The sequence below is a fragment of the Methylophaga sp. UBA2012 genome (genome assembly GCF_002335235.1).
GTDB classification, from domain to species: Bacteria; Pseudomonadota; Gammaproteobacteria; order Nitrosococcales; family Methylophagaceae; genus Methylophaga; species Methylophaga thalassica.
The window spans coordinates 23045-48662 of sequence record NZ_DDCG01000017.1; the positions used below are offsets into that span (position 1 = coordinate 23045).

19 protein-coding genes are annotated in these 25618 nt (G+C 43.2%); 7 read left to right on the forward strand and 12 right to left on the reverse strand.

Annotated features, from left to right (window positions below; all coding sequences use genetic code 11):
- Window positions 1-39: 39 nt before the first annotated feature.
- Genes B2248_RS12465 through B2248_RS12480 form a run of 4 tightly spaced genes read right to left on the reverse strand, consistent with a single transcriptional unit; the run spans window position 40 to window position 3795 of the window.
- Window positions 40-768, reverse strand: coding sequence for a succinate dehydrogenase/fumarate reductase iron-sulfur subunit (locus B2248_RS12465; protein WP_273180780.1), 729 nt, complete (start codon window positions 766-768; stop codon window positions 40-42).
- The gene (locus B2248_RS12470; protein WP_273180781.1) at window positions 765-2705 is read right to left on the reverse strand and encodes a fumarate reductase/succinate dehydrogenase flavoprotein subunit; all 1941 of its coding nucleotides are present in this window, start codon (window positions 2703-2705) and stop codon (window positions 765-767) included. Before B2248_RS12470 ends, B2248_RS12465 begins: the two co-directional genes overlap by 4 nt.
- Window positions 2702-3289, reverse strand: a complete 588-nt coding sequence (locus tag B2248_RS12475) for a succinate dehydrogenase (protein WP_273180782.1) — start codon at window positions 3287-3289, stop codon at window positions 2702-2704. The genes B2248_RS12470 and B2248_RS12475 overlap by 4 nt, the downstream gene beginning before the upstream one ends.
- Before the next feature lie 2 nt (window positions 3290-3291).
- Window positions 3292-3795, reverse strand: a complete 504-nt coding sequence (locus B2248_RS12480; RefSeq protein ID WP_273180784.1) for a hypothetical protein — start codon at window positions 3793-3795, stop codon at window positions 3292-3294.
- A gap of 176 nt (window positions 3796-3971) precedes the next feature.
- On the opposite strand from B2248_RS12480, the gene metG reads away from it, so the two are divergent.
- Window positions 3972-5999, forward strand: coding sequence for a methionine--tRNA ligase (gene metG / locus B2248_RS12485; RefSeq protein WP_273180786.1), 2028 nt, complete (start codon window positions 3972-3974; stop codon window positions 5997-5999).
- 67 nt (window positions 6000-6066) lie between these two features.
- Here the strand turns inward: metG and B2248_RS12490 are convergent, their stop codons facing one another.
- From B2248_RS12490 to B2248_RS12500, 3 genes are all read right to left on the reverse strand, one after another.
- Complete coding sequence (locus tag B2248_RS12490; protein WP_273180789.1) at window positions 6067-6498, reverse strand: pilin; 432 nt, start codon at window positions 6496-6498, stop codon at window positions 6067-6069.
- Window positions 6499-6659: 161 nt separating this feature from the next.
- Window positions 6660-8381, reverse strand: a complete 1722-nt coding sequence (locus B2248_RS12495) for a PglL family O-oligosaccharyltransferase (RefSeq protein ID WP_273180791.1) — start codon at window positions 8379-8381, stop codon at window positions 6660-6662.
- A 34-nt stretch (window positions 8382-8415) separates the two neighbouring features.
- Window positions 8416-10008 carry a tetratricopeptide repeat protein gene (locus B2248_RS12500; protein ID WP_273180792.1) on the reverse strand — a complete coding sequence of 531 codons (1593 nt, stop codon included), beginning with the start codon at window positions 10006-10008 and terminating at the stop codon, window positions 8416-8418.
- Window positions 10009-10153: 145 nt separating this feature from the next.
- Between B2248_RS12500 and B2248_RS12505 the strand changes: the two genes are divergently transcribed.
- From B2248_RS12505 to B2248_RS12530, 6 genes are all read left to right on the forward strand, one after another.
- A complete protein-coding gene (locus tag B2248_RS12505) occupies window positions 10154-11167 on the forward strand; it encodes a metal-dependent hydrolase (protein WP_273180795.1) in 1014 nt (337 codons plus the stop codon).
- A gap of 69 nt (window positions 11168-11236) precedes the next feature.
- Window positions 11237-12853, forward strand: a complete 1617-nt coding sequence (locus B2248_RS12510; protein ID WP_273180797.1) for a protein adenylyltransferase SelO — start codon at window positions 11237-11239, stop codon at window positions 12851-12853.
- Window positions 12854-12872: 19 nt separating this feature from the next.
- Window positions 12873-13994, forward strand: a complete 1122-nt coding sequence (locus tag B2248_RS12515; protein ID WP_273180799.1) for a PQQ-dependent sugar dehydrogenase — start codon at window positions 12873-12875, stop codon at window positions 13992-13994.
- Window positions 13995-14087: 93 nt separating this feature from the next.
- On the forward strand, window positions 14088-14606 hold the full coding sequence (locus tag B2248_RS12520) for a sigma-70 family RNA polymerase sigma factor (RefSeq protein WP_273180801.1): 519 nt from the start codon (window positions 14088-14090) through the stop codon (window positions 14604-14606).
- Between the two features lie 2 nt (window positions 14607-14608).
- Entirely contained in the window at window positions 14609-15592 is a 984-nt protein-coding gene (locus B2248_RS12525; RefSeq protein ID WP_273180805.1) for a FecR family protein, read from the forward strand.
- Between the two features lie 78 nt (window positions 15593-15670).
- Window positions 15671-18112 (forward strand): TonB-dependent siderophore receptor, encoded by a 2442-nt coding sequence (locus tag B2248_RS12530; protein ID WP_273180807.1) that lies wholly within the window; start codon window positions 15671-15673, stop codon window positions 18110-18112.
- A gap of 43 nt (window positions 18113-18155) precedes the next feature.
- On the opposite strand, the gene B2248_RS12535 is transcribed toward B2248_RS12530, so the two are convergent.
- From B2248_RS12535 to B2248_RS12555, 5 genes are read right to left on the reverse strand one after another with little or no spacing between them, the layout of a single operon-like run.
- The gene (locus B2248_RS12535) at window positions 18156-19817 is read right to left on the reverse strand and encodes a formylmethanofuran dehydrogenase subunit A (protein WP_273180810.1); all 1662 of its coding nucleotides are present in this window, start codon (window positions 19815-19817) and stop codon (window positions 18156-18158) included.
- A 6-nt stretch (window positions 19818-19823) separates the two neighbouring features.
- Complete coding sequence (locus B2248_RS12540; protein WP_273180812.1) at window positions 19824-20831, reverse strand: CobW family GTP-binding protein; 1008 nt, start codon at window positions 20829-20831, stop codon at window positions 19824-19826.
- A complete protein-coding gene (locus B2248_RS12545; RefSeq protein WP_273180815.1) occupies window positions 20821-22185 on the reverse strand; it encodes a DUF3526 domain-containing protein in 1365 nt (454 codons plus the stop codon). Before B2248_RS12545 ends, B2248_RS12540 begins: the two co-directional genes overlap by 11 nt.
- Entirely contained in the window at window positions 22182-23600 is a 1419-nt protein-coding gene (locus B2248_RS12550) for an ABC transporter permease (RefSeq protein WP_273180817.1), read from the reverse strand. The genes B2248_RS12545 and B2248_RS12550 overlap by 4 nt, the downstream gene beginning before the upstream one ends.
- A 13-nt stretch (window positions 23601-23613) precedes the next feature.
- Window positions 23614-25608: a TonB-dependent receptor gene (locus tag B2248_RS12555; protein ID WP_273180819.1), complete on the reverse strand. Its 1995-nt coding sequence runs from the start codon at window positions 25606-25608 to the stop codon at window positions 23614-23616.
- Window positions 25609-25618 lie beyond the last annotated feature (10 nt).

Genomic DNA, 25618 nt, shown 5'->3' on the forward strand with positions numbered 1-25618 from the left:
TTTTCTCTAGTGAGGGATGATAACACTCCGTAGAATGCATCAACGATTTTGGTAAAGAAGGCGATTCATGGTGGTAATCGCGCTGACTTTGATTTCTTTCGGGCAAACGCTTTCGCACTCACGATAGTTACTGCAACTACCAAAACCTTCATCTTCCATGGCTTTTAGTAATTTAGCTGGTCGCTGTTTATCCATACCTCCTTGTGGGAGGACCGATAGGTGGGAGATTTTTGCTGCAACAAATAATGTAGCTGAGGCATTTGGACAGACAGCGACACAGGCACCACAGCCGATACAAGTCGCCGCATCAAATGCATCATCTGCAACCTGTTTATCTATGGGTAAAGTATTTGCTTCACAGGCCGAACCAGTGCGGATGGGGATGTATCCGCCCGCCTGGATAATACGATCAAAGGCACTTCTATCAACGATAAGATCTTTGATAATCGGGAAAGCGCTGGCTCGCCATGGCTCTATCCATAATTCTTTTTCATCTTTGTAGTCACGCATGTACTGCTGACAGGTGGTCGTTGCCCGTTGTTTACCATGCGGTGTGCCATTGATAACCAGATTACATGAGCCACAAATCCCCTCACGACAGTCGAAGTCAAAAGCAATCGGGTCATCCCCTTGAAGAATCAACTTTTCATTCAGAGCATCCATCATCTCCAGAAATGAAGAATCTTCACTCGCCTCAATTTCATATGTCTCGAAATCACCCTTTTTATCGGGTCCAGATTGCCGCCAGATATTCAGTTTAAAAATCATTGGTAATTTCTTATGCTGGGTCGAACGAAATCAAAATGCAGATATTCACGATAAAGTGTTGGGTGGCTGATATCACCACTATACTGCCAGGCCGCCACGTAGGAATAATCCATATCGTTTCGTTTGGCCTCACCCTCTTCTGTCAGATGCTCTTCGCGTGCATGACAGCCACAGGATTCTTCCCTGTCCAGTGCATCAATACACATCAATTCCGTCAATTCAAAAAAGTCGGCAACACGTCCTGCGCGTTCTAAGGTTTGGTTTAAGCCGCCTTCAGAACCAGAAATTTTTACTTTCCGCCAAAACTGCTGGCGCAGCGTTTGTATTTCCTTAAGGGCTTGTTCAAGTGATGATTTTGTCCTTGCCATACCACAGGCATGCCAGAGAATCTGTCCCAATTGACGATGAAACTCATCGGGGGTAACAGATGGTTCAGGTGCATTCATTAAGCTATCAATTCGGCTTTTGGCTGACGACATGGCTTCATCAATCTGCATTGAATAATTTTCTGATTTAACAGGCTTATGCTTGGCTAAAAAATCCGCTACGGTCGTAGGCAAAATAAAATAGCCGTCGGCCAGCCCTTGCATTAATGCACTGGCGCCCAATCTATTGGCGCCGTGATCTGAAAAATTCGCTTCGCCTCCGGCAAACAAGCCATCGATGGTTGTCATCAGATTATAGTCAACCCACAAGCCGCCCATGGTGTAATGCACAGCAGGATAAATCCGCATTGGGGTTTCATACGGATTTTCAGCGGTTATTCGCTGATACATCTCAAACAAATTGCCATATTTTTCTTCAACCGCAGCTAATCCCTGTTTTTTGATTGCCTGAGCAAAGTCCAGGTAGACACCCAGTTTTTTGCCTTCAATTTCAAAACCGACACCACGGCCCTCATCACAGATGAGCTTGACGGCGCGTGACGCAATATCGCGCGGTACCAAATTACCAAATGACGGGTACATGCGTTCCAGAAAATAATCACGATCTTGTTCTGGAATATCTTCAGGCCGTTTATCACAATCGGCTTTATTTTTAGGCGCCCATACACGGCCATCATTACGCAGAGATTCACTCATTAATGTCAGTTTTGACTGTAATTCACCATGCTGTGGAATACAGGTGGGATGAATCTGGGTAAAACAGGGATTGGCAAATAAAGCCCCTTTTTTATGGGCACGCCAAATAGCCGAGGTATTACAGCCTTTGGCATTGGTCGACAGATAAAAAGCGTTGCTGTAACCACCCGTGCATAACACCACACAATCAGCAATATGGCTTTCTAATTCGCCGGTAACCAGATCACGAGTGATAATGCCAACGGCTCTGTCACCATCCATGATCAGCTCCTGCATTTCACAGCGAGACTGATGGGTAATTGTACCTTCGGCAATCTGTCTGCTCATGGCCTGATAGGCACCCAGTAACAGTTGTTGCCCGGTTTGTCCTCTGGCATAGAACGTCCGCGACACCTGAGCACCACCAAACGAACGGTTTGCCAGATATCCCGAATATTCGCGGGCAAAAGGTACGCCTTGTGCCACTGCCTGATCGATAATGGCGGTGCTTAATTCAGCCAGACGGAAAACGTTAGATTCTCTAGCTCTGAAATCGCCACCTTTAATCGTGTCGTAAAACAAACGCCAGACACTGTCTCCATCATTCTGATAATTTTTGGCCGCATTAATACCACCTTGGGCAGCAATACTGTGAGCTCGGCGCGGACTATCCTGAAAACAAAAGGTTTTTACATTAAAGCCCATTTCGCCTAATGAAGCAGAAGCAGAAGCGCCAGCCAACCCAGTTCCAACAACAATCACTGTATATTTTTTACGATTCGCCGGACTGACAACACGAGAATTATATTTATGCTGTTTCCATCTATCCTGTAATGGCCCTTTTGGCGCGTGGCTATCTAACTCAAACTCACTCATGACATTAACCATACATAAACAGGAATAGAAACAAACCCTACTCCCAAAAACGCTATGGTCGAATGAATAGCGATATGGTGCATTTTTGCTGAAATTCCTAAGGTTTGGAGAACATTAATCAAGGAGTGCTGTAAGTGCATAACCAATATAAACACACCAGTCAGATAAAACAGCGTGATTATTACAGAACTAAACCAACTCATTACTGAGCTTCTGACATCATCCGGATTCACATATAAAGATTGAATAATATGAATAACAATAAATAAGAATAATAAGATGATACTCAGCGTAACCAGTGCTGCCGGGATATAAAATTTGTCATGTTTTTTATAGCCAACCTGCCTAGCCTGATTGTTTTTCCGGCGTATGTTTACTGCTGCCCGAACATGAATCCACAAACAGAATAGAACGATGGCTAACACAGGCCAACGTATCCAGGCTGAATTGTAAATCTGATAAAACTGATTAAAGCTATCGCCAAAAAAGAAGCTGAGATTGGATAACATATGAAACAGGAGATAAACGCTTAATACCGTTCCTGCTATAGTCATCGTGCGTTTTTGAATCTGTAATAACGTCATGCTCAGCTTTCCATATCCAATCTGGCATCCTTACTGTCAGGACGAGGTTTCAGGTTTTCTTTTTCAATGGTACGGATACAGCTGTTCCAGCGAAGTGTGGCTTCGTCGTTATGTTCCGGCCTTATCTTTTCCGCCTTCTGATAAAACTGTAAAGCTTCTATAAAATAGTCATAAGCGAACACTCTCGCCATACTCTGAGTCAGCATAAAGCGTGCACGCCGCTCGTGAAGCAGCCCGGTATAATAAAATTGCTGATAGCGGCTTTGTAACTTTTCAATGGCTTCTTCAATCGATTTCACTTGCGTCTTTTTACCTGCATGATGCAATTGATCACTCAAAGCCAGAATGTACAAAACAATGGCTTTTTGATTATCAGGCTCGATGTGCAAAATATCCAAGCAAATGCTTTCGGCAATCTCAGGCTCATTTAAAGAACGATATTGGCGAGCTTTTTCTAATGCCAACTCAACCGAGTCAGCATGAATGTTGTGTAAAATCAGCTCCATTGATAACCCCGAGAAAGCGTGAATTAGATATTGCGTGTTGGGTTCAATCTAATGCAAAGCCTGATGCTTTTCAACATACGGATAAATCGCATCGACAAAGCTGACTGATACGTGGTGTAAACACCCTAATTCTGGTATCTTTTATCGTTTTTCTCACGGTTAATTTCGGTTCACACATGCAAAGAAAAATTCTGGTCACCAGCGCTCTCCCTTATGCCAATGGTTCAATACATCTGGGCCATATGGTGGAATACATCCAAACTGACGTCTGGGTACGTTTCCAGAAAATGCGTGGCAACCAATGCTTTTATGTTTGCGCAGATGATGCACATGGCACACCGATTATGCTGCGTGCTCAAAATGAAGGCATCACACCAGAACAACTGATTAGCGATGTCAGCAAAGAGCATCAGGCTGACTTTTCTGAGTTCAATATTGGCTTTGATAATTTTCATAGTACCCACAGTGATGAAAACCGAGCCTTAGCCAGTCAGATTTATCTGGCTAACCGAGATGCGGGTCATATTGAAGCCAGAACCATTAGCCAAGCCTACGATCCAGAAAAAGAAATGTTCTTACCCGATCGGTTTATTCGTGGCGAATGCCCAAAATGTGGTGCTGCCGATCAATATGGTGATAACTGTGAAGTCTGTGGTGCCACTTATGAACCCACCGAACTCAAAAACCCGGTATCTGCTGTCTCTGGCGCTACGCCGATTACCAAAGAATCCGAGCATTATTTTTTCAAACTCGGTAATTTTGAAAAAACATTAAAAGAATGGACCAACAGTGATCATCTTCAGCCAGAAGTGACACGTAAACTCAGCGAATGGTTTGATAGCGGTTTGCAAGACTGGGACATTTCACGTGACGCGCCCTACTTCGGTTTTGAAATCCCGGATACAGAGAATAAATTCTTTTATGTGTGGATGGATGCGCCGATTGGCTATTTAGCCAGTTTCAAAAACTTCTGTGATCGTACCGGCGTTGATTTTGATGCCTTTATGAAACCAGGCAGCGATACCGAAATGGTGCACTTTATTGGTAAAGACATTATTTATTTCCATGCCCTGTTCTGGCCAGCGATGCTGGAAGGTGCAGGTTTCCGTCAACCAGATAATATCTATGCACACGGTTTCCTGACCGTCGATGGCAAGAAGATGTCGAAATCTCGCGGTACCTTCATTAAAGCTCGTACCTATTTGAATCACCTTGACCCAGAATATCTACGTTATTACTTTGCTGCCAAACTCGGCAGTGGTATTGATGATATTGACTTAAGTCTGGAAGACTTCCAAACCCGGATTAATGCTGACTTAGTGGGTAAAGTCGTCAATATCGCCAGCCGCTGCGCCGGTTATCTGAGTAAAAAATGTGATGGCCAGTTAAGTGATTCACTAGCCGATGCGGATTTGTTTGATAGCTTTGTCAATCAGGCTGAACCAATAGCTGAACGCTACGAAAAACGAGAGTTTGGTCAAGCCATGCGTGAAATTATGGCGCTCGCCGATCGTGCTAACCAATATATTGATGAAATGAAGCCTTGGGCGCTAGCCAAAGAAAAAGGTAAAGAGCAAGAGGTTCAAGCCATTTACAGCATGGGCATTAACCTATTCCGTGTATTAATCGCTTATTTAAAACCGGTATTACCGAAAACTGCTGAGCAAGCTGAATCCTTCCTCAATATCGAACCATTGAACTGGACTGATATTGCATCACCACTACTTGGCCATACGATTAATAAATTCACACCGTTGATGACACGTATCGAAAAAGAAAAAATCGATGCCATCATTGAAGAATCAAAAGAAAATATGACAGAAACAAAACCGGCAGAGAAACAAACAAAAAGCAATACAAATATTGATCCAATAGCCGATGAAATCCAGTTTGATGACTTCGCCAAGATTGATTTACGTATAGCCAAAATTGTGAATGCAGAACATGTGGAAGGTGCGGATAAGCTGCTTAAACTCACTTTAGATATTGGCTTAGGTGAACGCCACGTATTTGCAGGTATTAAATCAGCCTACTCGCCAGAAGACCTTATCGGTAAATTAACCGTCATGGTCGCTAATCTGGCACCACGCAAAATGCGTTTTGGTTTATCGGAAGGTATGGTTTTGGCAGCGGGGCCGGGTGGAAAAGACTTGTTTATCTTGAATCCTGATGAGGGTGCTCAGCCAGGAATGAGAGTGAAATAAGCTTCACTTAAATTTCAGGCAAAAAAAAGCCCCGCATTGCGGGGCTTTTTTCTCTAATAATTTAAGCTTAGCAAAGACCTTTATCATCACATGTACTGCTAGAATCAATAGACCATGAAACAGCACCATTAGCAAGATCTCCCCTTAAAATATAAGTCTCATTCGCAACAGGACCTGCACCTGTAGCAGTAATTAAAGATCTAGTAGCTGTCGGGGCAGTCACAACCACAGAAGTAACATTAGCACCACCGGCAGCACCATCTGTTGCTGCTTTCACTGAACCAGCACTCGCACTGATACATGGTGAAGTTGATGCATTAGTTTGTGCACAAATTTCAACGGCTGTTTTTGCAGCAGATGTCGCAAGAATGACTTCTGAAAACTGCGCTTTTTGTGTGTATTGTTGATAAGCAGGCAGAGCAATAGCCGCCAAAATACCGATGATAGCTACAACAATCATCAGTTCGATTAATGTAAAACCTTGTTGGACTTTATTCATTATTTATCTCCATATTACTTTAGTTAAGCACTGTGCTTGCGTTTAGCTATTACAGTTATCATGCCAATTATTTTAATAATATTTATCAATAACTTAATAAAAACTGATTTAATCAAGATATTTTTAAGCGACCACTAAATGTCAATAAGTGACAAATTACGTCACTCTTGAGGGCAGTTTGAATAATATTTTTTTAAACCAACGTTCCAAGGGTAAAAGTTTAATGCCTGCTCAGCTATTGAACAGCTCTGCTGCTTTTCAGATAAGGCTTCATACCCATTGATCATGTCTTCGTATAACTTCAAATCTGGCGAGTTTTTCAACTGCATTTGTATGTTAGTCAGCAACTGACTAATTTTTTGTTTATTGCCATTTTCAATGGCATGATAAAGCACGCTACGGTTGGCCATATCTCTTGCCTTGCTCTGAAAATAGGGATTAACCAATGCTTGCTGAAGGGGATGCTCAACCTGCTTATCGAGCACATAATTTGCTATGTCTTTCTGAGCCTTTACTGTTTGATATAAAAACAATGATGTCGCAAATAAGAAAAACAAAGCTAAACTTTTTAAAGTTACTTTGGCCATTCTGCTAAGACCATTATTGATATTAAACACTATGTGTTTTAGCGCGAGGTAAATGAGGAAAAGCCATAAAAACCAATGAAGGGAAGATAAGTAAAAAGGTTGCTCTAACTGGGTATGAATCGATATAGGTAGCAATAAAGCAAAGAAGACAAGACTTGTCTTCCCATAAAACTGTATCACTACCCAAGCTGTTGAAAAGATAGCAATCAAAATGCCAGAAATAGCTATTGCGCCCCCCTCCACTGCCCACATCAATATCTCATTGTGTGGATGGTCGATTGTGTAAGGCATGTTCTCTACAGATGGATAATTTTCATACCAGTTACTTGCATTAATTACCCACTCTTTACCAAAACTTCCGATGCCATGACCAACAAGTGGTGATGATTTCACTGCATCTATAGAAACACCATATAAAATCGCTCTTATATCGGTATGATTAGCCTTTGTCAGTTGATAAGTTTTATCAAGGGCGTAATTTAACCCAGTCGTTTTTTCTGCAAAATCAGCTGTAGCAATCCAAACTGATAGAACAGATATCAAAATTAACAATATAGAGCTATATTTTCTTTTGGCTATTGACTCAAGTGACCCAATAATCAACAGTAATCCTCCCAACGCTAAAGACAAGAGTCCTAGCCTTGATCCAGATGAAATTACTACATATATACACAACGCAATAGTTACAAATAGTACGCTCTGAATTATTTTTTTATTCTCAGTCCACTTATCAAATGAAAGAAATACAGCGATCAAAATTCCAGTGACTAAATAACTGGCCGTGACATTCACCTGCTGAAAAATAGTGGTTGGTAAAGTGTCATTAGATCTAGGTATCCAATCCCCAATAAAAGCTTGCCATTGATGAATTTCAACAACACCATAGATGGACACAAGCAAGCCTGATAGCACAATAAAGAACAATACCCGCTCAACCGACAGGCTTTTAAACTGAAACAAACCAAATAGGAAAATAACACCGGCAAGGATATATAAAATTCTGAATAACCAGGTGACGGGTTCAACCACGCCGGCAATGACGGCGGATAATAAAATTCCCGCTGGCAACATCAACAGATAAAGGTAATTTTTGGGTAGGGTAATCGTGTCACTACTAGCGATATGCCAGAGCATATAAGCAATAACCAACGTTGCAGCAAACCAAACCGAAATATTAAAAGGTAAATCAAAACCTGTACCACCGATACTCGACGTAATGTAAAACGGCGAAACGACAAAAAGTAAAAACAGCAAAATTTCAAGAATTCTGCTGGGTGATAATGATTGATTTTGCATTAAGCAATATCCTTTTGGCTTTTTTAATTTGCTATCACACCGGTTTCAAATCAAACGCAATACAGATACGTTCTTCATCTGAGCTGAATGGGATGGTGCGATGGAAACAGGATGAAGGAAACATCACCAGGTCACCGACTTCCGGAGCAATAGTCTTTGTTGGAAAGTTGTCATGCTTTTTCGGATAGTCGTCACCATGGGTGCTTAGCTCGATACTTCCCTCATGTTCATGCTGTTTATTTTTGGGTAATGATAAATACAGCGAGCCACTGACCCAGCCTTCTTCATGAATATGAGAGGTCAGATGACCACCACTTTTCATTTTCACATACCAGGAACTGGCGAACTCGGTGGTTTTCGGGAAAGCTTTAACAAACTGACAGTTTTCTCCGGCAAAAGTCTGACGATATCGTTCTACTGCTTGAGCAACATATTCTGCCAGTTGTCTAAATGATGCTTCGGGGCGTTTAAATAAATTACCGGAAGATTGCACGCCGTTGTAGAGTCGTCCCTGAGACTTTTCATCCACATCGCAGGTATAAATATCTTGTAAAAGCTGGTCTAAAAACTCGCTATTATTTTTAAGCTCGGGGATTTCGGTATGAAACACAAAATCCAGTGGATTTTTACAGAAATTGTAGTCATTCTCGGTGCCAAAGTTTTCAGCATAATGCCCGGCTAATGTGGCTAAAAATGGCGAGTTATCTTTACTTCGCTTTAATGCATCAAGGCCGTTCTTAAACTCCTCAAACTGCCCTGTTTTATAAAGACAATATAAGGATCGCTCCTGCCAGTCAGCATATTGCGAACGTTGAAAATGTTCCAATGCACCTTCCAGATCGCCACTATCGTATAGATACACAGCCAGACTGTAGTTAGCCATCGGTAGATCAGGATTGAGTTCTAAGGCCCGTTTGTAGGCAGCAACCGATTCGTCATATCGGCCTTGATCACGCAAGACTTCCCCGACACTGCGATACACATCGGCATAATTCGGATTAAGCTCTAAAGCCTTGTTATATGCAGCGATGGCATCACCTAATTTACCCTGATTTTTGTAGGCTGTGCCGAGGTTGAAATAAATCTGTGCATCGTTATGAATATGTAAAGCCTTATTGTATGTGTTGATGGCTTCAATCAACATGCCCTGTTCTTGCAAAACAACGCCCAGATTCACCATGGCTTCATAAAAGCCCGGTTCAAGCTCAATGGCTTTTTGATAATTTTGGCTTGCCTGCGGATATTGTTTTAAGGCTTGATGAGCGATACCCATATTATAATAAGCATCGACGAGATTCGGTTTAAGACTGACGGCTTTTTTATAACTCTGGATAGCTTCTTCATGACGGTTCATATTGGTGAGAAGCGCCGCTAGATTAAAATGTATTTCGGCAATACTGGGATCGATTTTTATCGCCTTACGGAAAGCCTCAACCGCTTCTTTTGTTTTATTTTGTCCCGCTAAGGCATTGCCATAGAGGTTGTGTAAAACAAACGCATTAGGAAACTGTTTAAGCAGTTTTTTCGACATGGCTTCCGCCATCGCTAACTGACCTGAATTTAACGCATTGATGATGGGTTGAATTTCTGCTTGAGATAGTGGTCTTAGGGGCGCGTTCTTTTTCATATTGAGCTCAGCGTCTTGAATTCAGAGATTATCGATATCATTTAAGATAGCCGAATGTAGCCCAGGGAATATTTTCCCGCAACCGTTGGCAAAACGTAAAATCTCACATTAATCAACTTACATATTTTAAGGTTATAAAAATCAGATGGATACAGTAACACAAGCATTACTCGGCGGTGCCGTAGGTTATATGGTTGCTGGTAAAAAATCCCCACGAAAAGCGGTGTTATGGGGAGCGGCAATTGCCGTGTTACCCGATTTAGATATCTTTATTCCCCATGAGACTGATCTGGCTTCAATGACAATGCACCGAAGTTGGAGTCATTCCTGGTTTGTCCAGACGGCAGTCGCTCCTCTACTCGCGATATTATTCCATCGTTTTGATAAAACCTTCAGCTACTTCAGCTGGTTTTTGATAACCTGGTTGGCCTTAATTACCCATTCAGGGCTGGATGCGCTCACCGTCTATGGTACGCAATTATTTTGGCCGTTAATGCCGAGTCCGGTTTCTGGTGGCAGTGTGTTCATTATTGATCCGACCTACTCCATCCCGCTTTTAATTGGTTTTTTAACGGTATTAATTGCACCAGATAAAATCACCAGTACGAAACTCATGCGTTATACCTTTGCTTTTAGCTGTGTGTATCTAACCTGGGGACTGCTTGCTCAACAGTGGGTTGAGCATGAAGCTGAAACTGCTTTTGCAGAGCAAGGTATTGAGGTCGATCATATGCAAGTCTCTGCAACCGCTTTTAATACGCTTTTGTGGCGAGTGATTGCTGTCAATGATGAACACTACTTTGAGGGCTTTCATTCTGTATTCGAGGGTCGTCAGCCCATCATTTTCAAAACATATGATCGTGGTGCTGAGCTCATTGATAAAGTAGAACATTACCCGGCTTATAAACGCATAGACTGGTTCACCAACGGCTTATTCAAACTCGAACTGCAAGGTGATCATATCGTGGCTTCAGATTTACGCATGGGGATGGAGCCCAGTTATTTTTTCCGCTTTAACATCGCAGAAAAAGGTCAGCACCAATATATACCCAGCATTCCGAACCGATTCGCAAGCAGCAATCACCGTAAGGAAGGTGTTCACTGGGTGTGGCAACGGATATGGAATCCAGCTGTCGAATTTAACCCTCAGCTAAATTAGTGTTTTTGTGTTGATTAACAACACGTTTAACAGGTTTTTTGTTTCGCCTAACTTTGGTGTAATGGTGACATGACACAGACAAATGAAAGCAACATCACAAATAGCCTGCTTGACTGGCAGTTTGATAATCAATTTATTCAGCGTTTACCTGCTGATCCAGAAACAGGTAATTTCCGCAGGCAAGTGCTCGGTGCTTGCTTTTCCTATGTCACACCAAGAAAAGCAACATCACCGACGTTGATAGCCTACTCAGCAGAAATGGCCGAAGAACTTGGGCTTAGTGATGAGGATTGTCACAGCGACTTATTCAAGCAGGTTTTTGTCGGCAACCAACAACTTGAAGGCATGCAACCCCATGCCCAATGTTATGGCGGTCACCAGTTTGGTAATTGGGCTGGTCAGCTAGGCGACGGTCGTGCTATCAATTTGGGTGAAGTTATTGGTGAGTCAGGCCAGCGCTGGAGCTTGCAACTTAAGGGGTCAGGAGATACGCCCTACTCACGTACAGCTGATGGTCTGGCCGTGTTGCGTTCATCCGTACGTGAGTTTTTATGTAGTGAAGCCATGTACCATCTTGGCGTTCCGACAACCCGAGCATTGAGCCTTATCACCACAGGTGACGATGTGATTCGGGATATGTTTTATGATGGCCGGCCACAGAGCGAACCTGGTGCAGTCGTCTGCCGAGTTGCGCCCTCCTTTCTGCGTCTGGGCAGTTATGAAATATTTAGTGCCCGTGGCGACAGCGAAACCTTAAAAACCTTGGTCGATTACACCATTGATACGTTTTATCCTCACTTAGGTACGCCAAGTAAACAGAGCTACTTAGATTGGTTCCGAGAAATCTGTGAACGCACAGCCGATATGGTGGTTGACTGGATGCGAGTGGGTTTTGTGCATGGTGTGTTTAATACAGATAACACATCCGTGCTCGGCCTGACTATCGATTACGGCCCTTATGGCTGGATTGATGACTACGATCCCAACTGGACGCCCAACACCACTGACGCAACCGGTAAGCGTTATCGTTTTGGTGCACAACCACAAATTGCCCAATGGAATCTATTGCAAATGGCTAACGCCATCTATCCACTAATTGATGATGCTGAAGCTTTGAGAAATATTCTGAATGACTATGTCACTGTCTATACAGATAAATGGCAACAAATGCGTGCCGATAAATTAGGTTTGGCTGAATTTAAGCCTGCAGATGAAGCCTTACATCAGGATCTAAATCGCGTTATGCAACTCACCGAAACCGATATGACCTTGTTCTATCGGCACCTCGCTGATGTAAAAGTCACTGATAAAAATAAAACCGATGATGAGCTTCTCTCACCCTTAATGGTGGCTTTTTATTCACCTGATGCACTCAGTCAGGCAGATAAAAAAGACATCGCCAACTGGGTCAGAGATTATCTCAAACGTGTTGAGGAAGAAGGCATCAGTGACGAAAAACGTAAAACAAAGATGAATGCTGTTAACCCCAAATATGTTTTGCGTAACTATTTGTCGCAGCTTGCCATCGATAAAGCTGAACAAGGCGAACCAAGCCTAATCAATGAACTTATGGAGGTAATGCGTCGCCCCTATGATGAACAACCACAATATGAAAGCTATGCAGCAAAACGTCCTGACTGGGCCAGGAACAAACCCGGCTGCTCAATGCTCTCATGTAGTTCATAGTCTGTAATTTATTAAGGAAATGACAGTGAACCTGGTCAAGACGCTCTCCGCTTTCGCTTTTCTCATTAGCAGCTCATTTGTTGCTGCCGATATCAGTCGGGATAAAGATCTTAATATTGAAAAAATACTGTCTGATATTCCTGTCGCATGGGGCATGGATTATCTGAGTGATAATGTTTTGCTGATCAGCCAGCGCGATGGACACTTGTATCAATTTCATCAGGATACAAAACGATTACATGAAATTACCGGCTTACCCGTCGATATTCTGGTGCAGGGCCAAGGCGGTTTATTCGATGTCAAACGCTCACCAGACTATGAAAAAACAGGCTGGATTTATCTGAGTTATGCCAAAGATGTGGATGACGAAGGTGCCACTTCTCTGGCTAGAGCGAAAATTGAAAACAACACTCTCACCCATTGGCAGGAATTACTGGTGACACAATCGCGTACCGGTAACGATGTACACTACGGTGGACGCATTACGTTTGACGGCAATGGCCATATTTTCCTATCAGTCGGCGAACGCGGTGAACGTCCCAATGCGCAGAACTTAATGACTCATGCCGGCACGATTTTACGCCTCAATATGGATGGGACGGCACCAGCTGATAACCCCTTCATTGGCAAAAATGAAGCCCTGCCGGAAATCTGGAGTTATGGCCACCGAAATCCTCAGGGTCTGTTTTATAACCAGCAAACCCAGCAGTTATGGGAAATTGAACATGGCCCTCGTGGTGGCGATGAAATCAATTTAATTGAAGCCGGCAAAAACTATGGTTGGCCTGAAATTTCTTATGGCAAAGAATACTGGGCACCGCTTTCTGTGGGACATGGTACTCACGAGGAAGGTATGGAACAGCCCATTAAAACCTATATCCCCTCCATCGCACCCAGCAGTCTTATCCAATACCAAGGTACATTATTTCCAGAATGGCGTGGAAAGCTCATCATCGGCGCACTCAGCTTGCAACATCTGAATATTGTCAGCCTCAATGATAAGAATGAAGCCACTGATGAACAACGTTTATTAAACACACTGTCCAGTAGAATTAGAAATGTCATTGAAACACCCGATGGTGCATTGCTGATCAGCAGTGACTCTGGTGATATCTACCGTATTTCCCCAAAAACAGAATAGATAGAATATCGACGGCATAAAACCGTCGCAGTTTGACAGTCAGCACGCCTTAATAAATAATGATAATAATTCACATTAACATTAAGGCTAGTCTTGAACAATCTTACCTACCAACAGGATAAAGAAGTCACTGCTCTCTATATTGAGCACAAGAGCTGGCTACACCGTTGGCTACGTAACAAGCTTCAATGTGATGAGTTAGCGCGTGATCTGGTGCAATCGACGTTTGTCAGATTATTGCTTAAACCTGAAACGATTAACGAACTTAAACAGCCACGCGCATATCTGACCACCATCGCACACGGCCTGGTTAATGATCACTGGCGCCGCCAGCATGTAGAGCAAGCCTATCTTGAGGCGCTGGCTTTATATCCGGAAGAACTTTGCCCATCTGAAGAACACCGTGCTATCGCTTTAGACACATTAATGGAATTAGTCAGCTTATTAGCAAATATGAAAAAGCCTGTTCGTGATGCCTTTATTTTATCTCAGATAGAAGGCCTTACCTATCGGAAAATCAGTGACAAACTCGGTGTTTCCGAACGCACAATAAAAACGTATATGGCTGATGCCATGTTGCAATGCTTACGTGTTAAAAACGCCTATTCATAAATATGCATCCCAAACATCAGGCCATTATTGAAGATCAGGTATTACAGGAAGCCTCAACCTGGTTCGCCATATTACAAAGCGAAAATGTCAGCAGAGAAGATCAACAAAAATGGCGGGAATGGCTATCGCAGCGCCCCGCGAATCAACTGGCCTGGGAACAAATAGAAGGTATTCAGGCAGAATTTAATCAAGCGGCAAACTCATCTACATCACAATACGTTATTAAACAGACACCCTCGCGGTTTTTTACCTCTAAAACGACCTCTCTTTTCAGTGCTGTACTGGTCATCATCGTTTCACTGTTAACTTTCTCTTTTTTCACTCCTTTTTATTCAGAAATGGATAAAAGGCATTTTCAGACAGCCGTGGGAGAAACACGCCTGATTCACTTGGCTGATGGTACTCAGCTCTGGCTTAATACCAATAGCAGGGTCGATACTCAATTCAGTGCTGATTTACGTCAAATCATCTTACATAAAGGTGAAATATTTATTAGCAGTGGTAAAGATAAGGAATATCATCATCGTCCATTGGTAGTAGATACAAAAGATGGCCGACTCACCGCCCTGGGTACGCGTTTCAATGTTCGTTATGAAAATAATAAAACCTCGCTGAGCGTCTTCGAAGGTGCTGTAAAAACAGCGCCAAGCCAACAGCCAACGGCGATCATCACCCAAGCTGGTGAACAAACCATTTTTAATCAACAAAAGATACTGACAAACTCATTGCCTATAGATCCGGTCAATGAAGCCTGGACCAACGGCATATTGCTCGCCAACGATATGCCCCTGTGTGACTTTATTACTGAGTTCAATCGTTACCAGGAATCAATGATTATCTGTCCAAACGAACTCAATACACTGCGACTGATGGGCAGCTACCCACTCAATAATATTCCCAGAGTGTTAACGGCCGTTGAGCACTCATTGCCTGTACATATCTGGCAGGTCAACGAAAAAATATGGCGTATCGATAAAACACGTTAATTTTTTTATGACTTGCTTCCCTTTTTCTGCTGCTGTCCGGCATAGCTATCAAAGACACTAAAGCAGATGAGGAAAAAGATGAAAAACCAAAAGATGGCTGCGGTACCGATTAATAAACGACGCAAAGCCCGTCAGATCATTTTAAGCTCCATCGTTCTGAGCGGTAGTTTGTTATACCAGCCCCAGAGCGTTTTTGCCGACAACGCTCAGCAACATTATGAAATTCAACAAGGTGATTTAGCGACGGTATTGAACCAATTCGCCAGCCGTGCCGGGATTTTACTCTCAGCAGATGCTGCATTAACCAGCGGTAAATCCAGTCAAGGCCTGTCCGGCGACTATGCAACCGAACAAGGGTTAAACCTGATTCTGGCCGGCAGCGGACTCACGTTCACTAAATCTGCTGACAATAGCTATTATTTAGAAAGAAAACCGGCACCAAAGCAACAACAAAACTTCACGCTGGATGATAGTACTGACTCCGTTGATTTGGATGCGTTAATGGTCATGGGAACCCCCCAATTTCGTTATGACAGTCGTGAGGTTAAAACAGGCACCCGTATTGCTAAAGATGTGACAGAAATGGCGCGCAGTGTCGATATTATCCCTGAGCAACTGTTATTAGACTCACAAGCGCGTGAAATGGAAGATGTGTATAAGTTATCACCAAACGTGGTCAACTCTGACGGCTATGGCGGCACCCGCGAAGACTATCTGATCAGGGGATTCAGACGACCTGCGGATATTTACCGCAACGGTGTTCGCCTCAAAACAGGCCGACGTATCGATCCCGCCACCGTTGATAATATTCAGATTATCAAAGGCCCTGTGGCAGATATAGGACAAATGATGCCGGGGGGTCTTGTTAACATTATCACTAAAAAACCTCAGCTAGAGAATGAAAATCATCTCTCAACCAGCTTTGATGAGTATGGTCAGCAACGTGCTGTTTTTGACTCAACAGGCGCAATTGCCGATAGCGATAATCTGGCATATCGAGTCACTGGTTCATGGGAAGACAGTGAAACCTTTCGTGACAACTCAGATATCGACAGACGCTTTTTATCTACCTCACTATCCTGGTTTGGTGATAAGGGCGAATATATCAATGTGAATTATGAGTACAGTAAAGAAAAACGATCGTTTGACCGTGGTCTGATTACAGTACCTCTAGCAAATGGCAAACGGAAAATTGCTGATGTGTCTAGCGATACAAGTTATGACGCCGGTTTTAGCTTTAATGAAGTGGAATCCAATCTGGTAGAAATCGACACTGTTTTCCCCATCAAGCAAAGCGGTTGGAATATCGAATCCAAACTGTTTTATAACAGTGAAAAAGCGGACGATACTCATGTTGAAGTAGGAGCGGTAACATCCGATGGAACCATAACGCGTCGTGTTCAAGGGAATGAAGATCGTGAATTAAATACCTTTTTTGCACGTTTACAAGCTCGTGGCGAATTTGACTTATTTTTGCCAATGACACTGGTGAGCGGTGTTGAATATCACGAACAGGATGAAGAATGGATTAACTTTGCAGGTAGCAATCAAACAGGTGGCACCGTAACCAATCCAAACAGCTATAGCTTAATCAACGATATCGAAATAGCAAGCCGTGATCACCGTGATGTCAATATGAAGTCATACGGCCCATTCGCTCAGCTTGATATGCAAGCTTCTGATGACATCACCATCACGCTAGGCTTTCGAGAAGAGTTTTATTCGGCAGATTTTGAACGTCGTGTACTTAGTTCAGGTGTCGTCACCACAGCCGATACACCGCGTGATAGTAAATTCACAAAAAGTGCCGGGATTGTCTGGAACGTTATTCCAGAAGTATCACTGTATACCTCTTATGCTGATACGTTCATGGCACAAAATGTCTATACGGGTCAGCAGCAACAAACTGCCCTGCCACCACAGGAAGGCAGACAATACGAGGCGGGTGTAAAGTGGTCAACCTTTGATGACAGACTTCTGCTGACGATGGCGTATTTTGATATTAAACAAGAAAATGTCTATGAAAGTGTTAATGGCGAAGCTGAACTGACTGGGGGCATTGATACCAATGGTGTCGAATTCAGTGTTACCGGGAGCCCAGTTTCTGGCTGGAATATCCGGGCATCACTCGGGCTGCTTGATGCCGAAATTGTCAGCGAAGATACTGAAACCAATGGTAACCGTCCCACTAATGTGCCAGAACATACCGCTAATCTATGGACAAGTTATGAGTTCCAAGGCGTAGATAATCCCTTAAGTGGATTTGGTATTGGCGGTGGTATTACCCATGTCGGTAATCGCTATGGTGATAGCGAACATAGCTTTGAGTTAGGTGACTACACACTGGTTGATGCCGGTATTTGGTACTACTTCCCGGCTATTGGCAGTTCAACTCTAAGAGTAGACTTAGGCGTCAAAAATATCACGGATGAAGAATACTACACAGCGTCGGGCGGCGCATATCGCATCTCTGTCGGTGCACCAAGAACGGTATTTGCTGGATTACGTTTAGACTTCTAAAGTCAAAGGGCATGGTAAATACCATGCCCTTTTTTTATTAAGCTCAGGCGGAATATTGGCCTGATACATTTGTCGCTAAATAATCCCTGTGCTGCTCTTCCATAAAGGCATCAGTTATACCGTAGTGGCTTAGTTTCATTGTGTAAAACCGATCAAAGTAATCTTGCACGGTCTGTTCAATTTGCTGATTAAAACCAACAGAAGCCGTAACTGTACGGCCATTGGTGCGTTGTGTTATCCGGCCATCATCAAGCACAAGCTCACCGTTCTTAAACACTTTTTCAGCATGACGGAACATCGCCGCTTTATCTTCCTGATCTCGATAAATCGCAATATCAGCCTTCGCCCCTTTTTCCAATGAGCCCCTGTCTTTTTGCCCTAACAATCTTGCTGGAGCAGCTCGCGTCATAATGGCTATTTCATACAGGCTGAATTCTTTTTTGAGATCTTTTAATAAGGTCATCTCGGTAATTTCAGGATGCAGATTTTCCAGACAGGACATTCGATATTCATAACTCATCAGTAAATGTAATAAGTCAGGATAACGCGTGAATGGCGCGCCATTTGGGTGATCAGTGGTAAAGAAGAGTCGCCATGGATCTTCAGATAATAAGAAAATCTCCAGACCTATCGCCCACTGCAAACCATTCACAAAACTGGTTTGTTTGTACTGATAAGGCACAATACCGCCACTACCCTCATTCTCAGCATGCCAGACGTGCCATTTATTCGGGCTGGCATCACCACGGCGAGCAAACTGAGCCATCACGTCACCTGATAAGGTCACGGTTTGGCCGAATAACACCTGCCCGACATCCATCGTAATATTGGGATAGCGATTAAACGCTGCCATCAATTGTGCCGCAGCTGAAGAAAAACCAAATTTACCTTCGTTGCCATAACCATAAAACTGCACATGCGCCAAATGCATAGGCAATCCCTGTGCAGCTTCCATCGTATCCACAATCGTCTGAATGTTGCCTGGTGTACCTAAATTATTACAATGAACATGAACAGGATGCGGTAAGCCAGTCTGCACAGCAGCTGTTTGCAGGGTTTGTAATAATTGACGAGACGAAATACCGTAATCACTCAATACATCATCCAGATTGAATGTCTCGGCACCCTCTTTAAATGCCTGAGAACCACCGGCGTTGATCACCTTCAATCCCAAAGCCTTGGTTTTATGCAGCGTCCAAGCAACATAATCATTGATTTGTGATTGGCTGGCACCCTGCCTTATTAAATTGACCAATAAATCATCACTACCGAGAATGACCAGGGCCGCAGTATCAATAATAGGAATATCAGCAAATTCGGCATGCACTTGTGGCGCATTCACTGGCAACATGGCAGGCTCTACCACCATGCTATAGCCCATCTCAGTATATTTATACCCCGTTTCAAACGAAGACCATCGTGCATTGGCAAAAGGTGTTGCTGCTTGTCTCATTAAGTGTTTCCGGTGCTGTTCAGGCAGAAGTAATCGTGCCGTATTCACATTGCCACCAGCGATATGGCTATGAATATCAATCCCTCCCGCCATCACGATGTCACCATTCACATCATAGATAGTGGCTTTTTTCTGTTGCTCTATAGCGGGTGTGTCACAGATTCTGTCATGTCTGAACCAGATATCACGTATCTCCCCATGCCAGTTTTGAACAGGATCATAGGCACGAGCATTTTTTATACACGAATACATAAAACCTCACTGATGCTTAAAAATAAGACAGTCTGATAATCCGGCTTTTATAGCTTCAGTTGATAACGCAGTGATGCTGATAAATTCGATCAGACTTTCGGTTAACACGGCATCACCTTGGTTAAAATTAAGCTCTGTGCTCACCTGATTGATAAAAAGTGTGCCTAACTGAGTACTTACAACAGCTTTAATACGCGCTACGTTCAGCTGCCCACAAAAATGCAATAACGCCGCCTCATCAAATTGATGTCGACTATCGAAACGAAACCCAAGGCTAGCCCAGCTCTCTTTTTGGTGCTCATAAACCACAATGCCAGCTTCTGAATACTGATTGATAACGTCCTGCTGTTGTTTTGTCTGAGTCACTTTTTGCCAGATGGCGCGTTTAAATAAGGATGGTATATCCAGCCATGAAGGAGATAATTGCCCCCACTCTGTCATCTGTATGGGAGTGGCCTGAGCTTCAGACTGAGCTAAAACAGTCTGCATCTGAAGCAAGTCAGCCGGATTTTGCTTATCGTATTTATTGACGACAATCAGGTCAGCCACCGCTAGTTGCTGCAAAAAGATGTTATGAGTTGTGTAACGTTCATCATTGAAATGACGGGCATCAACTAAGGTAATCGTCGCGCCTAACTCAATCCAACTCTGATATTGCTGACCAGAGAGTATCTCGAGAATTTCTTTCGGATGCCCCAGCCCACTCGGTTCAATCAATAATCTATCGGGCTTTACTTCACGTAAAATCTGGTTTAATGCCACTGTGACAGGCAAGCCAGCACTACAACACATACACCCGCCGGGGACTTCCTTAATGAGTAAACCAGGAGAAGCTGACTCCGCTTCGAGCAGCGTTTTATCCAGTCCTATCTGTCCAAATTCATTCACTAATACAGCCCAGCGTTCAGAGACTGGCTTTTTTGCCAATAAATGATTAATGGATGTGGTTTTACCCACGCCCAAAAAGCCGGTAATGATATTGGTAGGTACGCTTCTCCGCGGTTTAGTGCTCATGAAACCGGCGTAGCTGGCGCCACATCAAGGCAGCAAATACAGCAGTTATCACAAGTAGTTTCAGCAGGCTTTGCCATAAACCCGATCCAATATTACTGCTGTAGTTAAACGCAGGAATTTCATCAAAGTCTGCTTCTTCGAAGGCTTTGTCAGGGAAATAAATTGACCAGAAAAAATGACGTATTTGTTGATGGTACTGTTCAATCTGCTGATTAAAATCGAGCTTGGCCAGCGTGTCCGCATTGGCTAAACGATTAAAACCATATTGCATACTCATCACTGGCGAAAACCAGGAAAAGGCTTGCCCTTGTTGATAGCTCGCTAACTGTGTCTGATGGCGCTGACTAACTAAATCAGCCACAATCACATCACTCATTTGTTGCTGCCCGTAATACCAACGCCAATCAAATTCATCACCCAATGGTGCCGTAGGAGTCCATTGGGGAAATAGAGCGAGATACGCAGCAAAATCTGCTTTTTTATCTTTATCCCAGCTATCATTCATATACTGACGCTGTTCAAATACAATAGCCGCATTTTTACCGGCATCCTGTTGTTGAATCTGATAAAGATAAGCTAAACCGGGTACGACAAAAGTAAAAATCAGCCAGATGCTAATAAATGACAGATAGTTAAAACTGGCTTCTTTATTCAAAAACACAATCCAGCCACAAATAAACCACCAACACAGCTGATACAGCATAATCTGAGCTAATACGCCAAACCAATTGCTATCAAGACTGATTGATGTGATTACCGTGGCAACAACTAACAAAACTACATTGACGAACAGTACCATCAACGCCGGTATTGTCATTTTTCTGAAGATCAACCGGGTGCCTTTGGGAACCTGGGCGACTAACATGGGCCAGCGTCCGGTATTCTTTTCATCTGCTAAGACATTGATACTCATTGCGGCTATCAGTAATGGCATCAAATATAACCAGAGGAAGGACAAATCAAATTGCCCAAACCGTTGAGCATCCACATTGCCTGGTGCAGTTGCATTGACCTGACTTTGTAAGCCTAATAACCTCACCCGAAGATGCGTCGCAGTTTCATCACGTTCACCACGAAATATGGCAGACCAGGCTTGCGGCGTTTGTGACACAGGATGAAATAAGTAATAGCCCATATAGCCCGGAAGAAGCTGGTTTTTATCATACTGATCACGATAATGTTGAATATCATCCTGATAATGGGCTTGAGAAAATTGGTAATGGTCGAGTTCACGTTCAATTTTTGCCTGACTTAACGCAATGGCAATCACACCAGCAACGAGATAAGTCAGTAACAACCATTTGTTCAGCCGATTCGCCCAAAATAATTTAAATTCAAAAGAAAACAGACTCATACTATGGTCACCTTCGGCCTAATAACCATAATCGCTGCCAATAAACTCAGCAACCAAAGTCCAATCATGGCAGCTGACGATGACATAAATGTCCACTCCTCATCTAATTTAGCTGGCTGATAGTCAAACTCTGCAAGCTCAGCCCAATGAGATTTTGAGATCCGATGGTCACTATTATCATGTGCCATATCCACTTCGTTGATATGTAAATCATTCAATGACTGAATCAACTGATAACGATAGGCTTCAGCGGCTTGTTCGTATTGTCTGATCTGCTGGTAACTGGTGGCACTCAGCAGGTTAGATAAACGACTTGTCACTAAAAAAGGCGAGAACAGTGACCAGCGTGATACCCAGGCATTTTGCTTAGCTATCTGGTTCAAAAGCTGTCCATACTGCTCTTCAAAGACTTCGCTGGTGATACGCTCACCCTCCTGCATCAACAAGCCTTTCCAATTCACGGGTAAATCTTCAACACGTTCAACACCGTATTTTTTTAATGTTTGTTCACGAAAATCATTGAAATACGGATCATCCGGATCATGAGAATCCCCGACTTTGGCAACGGCCTGAGCTGTCTGAATATCAAACACTGCATTATCTGGAAGTGGATAACGCCACTCGGCAACGGCATAGGCCAGCTTTGGTAAAACCACCACCATCACTAACCACAATAGTAAGGATGTTGAGAGACTTTGATTATTAGCGCGAGACAGCGTTGAAACGAAAAGGATAAGGCTGACCCATATCACGCAATACAGAAAATACAACACAAATAACATAGCAAAACGTACATAGACATCAGCTTCCACCTCAGCCATCACTAAAAAGATAGCAGCGACCGAAAACACCAATGCCAGGAAAAGTAATGAGATAAATAAAAATGCCAGCGCTTTACCGACAATCATCTGCCTGAAACTCACACCCAGCGAGATAATTTGACGTAGCGTGCCCTGCTGACGCTCACCACTGATGCTCTTATAGGCCAGAGCGATCAGTACCAATGGCCACACCACTAATATCAAGGTCGCCCCGAATAAATAGCCCAATTGCATGTAACTGTGACTACTCAGATATTGCTTGAACTGGCTGCTGTTTTGTCGATGTGCTTCCAGAAACAACACATTACCTACAAACGGGTTCACCCCAGCATCCATAAAACTCAGTGGTGAAATAACGCGAAACACCATCGCCCCATAATGTGCAGCCCGGTGTGGATGACGATCAGGCTGAGCCTCCCACTTTTCATCGTTGGTTTGCTGCCATTGTTGCTGAACCGCTATAAAATCCTGCTGTTGCTGCCAGTGACTGACAGCGACCAGCAAGGTGAGAGAGATCAGCAATGGCAATAGAACTTTTAACGTTTTGTGTCGCCATAACTCGCTAAGCTCATGACGAGCAATAGAAAAAACCATTTTACTGACCTACTTACTTAAAGCGATATGAAACAGATAATGATGCATTAACACCATTTCCGGGCGAATGAATCGTATCAGTACCATCAGTACCCCAGTCGTAAACATATTCATAATATTCATTGAATAAATTATTGACCCGGAAATTAATATCGCCCCAGCCCGCGTCAAAGTTCAGACTGGTATTAACGAGGTTGTATTTACCAAACTTTCCGCCTTCATTAGCTGAGTTCACATAACTACCACTTTGCGAATCCAGCGTGGTTTGCCACATCAGCTTTGGTGTGAGCTGGTAATTTACACCAACTGAAGTCGTATAATCTGGCACGCCAATTAACTGATTACCATCCGTTGCACCGGGTGTTTGAATTTCTGATTCTATTTTTGAAACATTACCCCAAACTGTTGTTTGCGTATTAGCCTGCCAGCTAAAGCTCAAATCCACGCCCTGACGCAGGGTTTTTCCCACATTGCTAAATGAGCCATCAACTAGCTGTATATATTCATCACTGGCTCGCTGCTCCCAATAAGAAAGACTCAACTCTAAAGTTGATAGAGCTGCCCATTTACTGCCCAGCTCCCAACCATCATTCATCGACACATCACGTGCTGAAGTATTACCAGCTGTATAGGCATTTTTTCCAACCGGATGCTGGAAGCTTTGGCCATAGTTAAAAAACACGGTGACATCATCTGTCGGATAAATAAACACATTAAATTTAGGCTGAACAATGGTGCCAAAATCATAGATATTGCGTTCGTTTTTACTGATTGAATTCAAATCCTTATCCCAGTACTCACCACGCAGTCGATCTGCACGCATGGCAGCATTCCAGGATAACCAGTCAACCGGAGAGTTTGAGATCTGTATATAACTACCGTAGCTGACAAAGTCATAATGACGATCACGGTTCACCGCATTGCGATCGCGTTCGCGTTGAAATCCGTCAGTACCGAAGCGTTGCTCTAATACTTCTTGCTTTTGTACATCTGCACCCCACTGGACTTTCCATTCAGGATTGATTTCCCAGCTCAGTGTAGAGATAAATCCATAATGATCTTCTTCATCATTTCTGTTCTGTAAAGCGGTATCTTGCTTAAATCTAACCCAACGCTCACGTTCATAATGATTGAAATACGATTTTAGTGACCAGTCGAGGCTGTCTGAGAAAGCGTGGTCAAAATGCAAACTAAATGAGTTGGTATGCTTTTGACCACCATCCTGAGCAGCATAATCAGCTGATCGCGTTGGGTGTTTTTTTGCCACGTCACGATCCAGAAAACCGGCTGCATCGGCATCTATACCTGAAAAACGTGCGATAAAACCGAGTGAGGTATCATCATTAAAATCATAGAACCAACGGCCTGAAGCACTGTATTTTTCAGTTTTCTCGTTATCTCGATAGCCGTCAGCGTCGCGGTAACCAAAGAAATAATTATGTCTTAAATTGCCAGTCTGCTCGCCCGCATAGGCTTGTACTTGTTTTTCGTTATAGCTACCTGCAGTTAAAGTGACCTCTCGGCCAATATCACTACGTGTTTCGATATTGTAGTTGCCAGCAATATTAAATAATCCATATCGTGGATCACTATTTCCCTTATAAACATCAATATTACTGATATCAGCTGGAAATAATTGATTCATTTCACTGAAACCAGAGTGTGTGTTAGATGGAATCCCGTCTATCAGTGTTGCCGCATGAGGAGTCGTTCCCTCAGCAGAAAAACCTCTGATACCTATTTCAGAGTCAACAATGCCTTGGTTATAGCGAGCCAAATACACACCAGGTACCCGCGTAAATAACTCCATGACATTAGTCACTTGTTGTATCTGAATCTCTTCTTTGCTTATTTCATTCACAGAACCCGCCAGATTATCTTTCACATAATCGGGCGCATCACTTGTAACAACCATCGGTGCAATTTCAGCAGGTAAATCGCTATCAGCCATCAGAAGTACTGGGAATAAACTTGTCACAACCAGTGTTGAGGGAAGTGTTTTTTTCACTAAAATAATC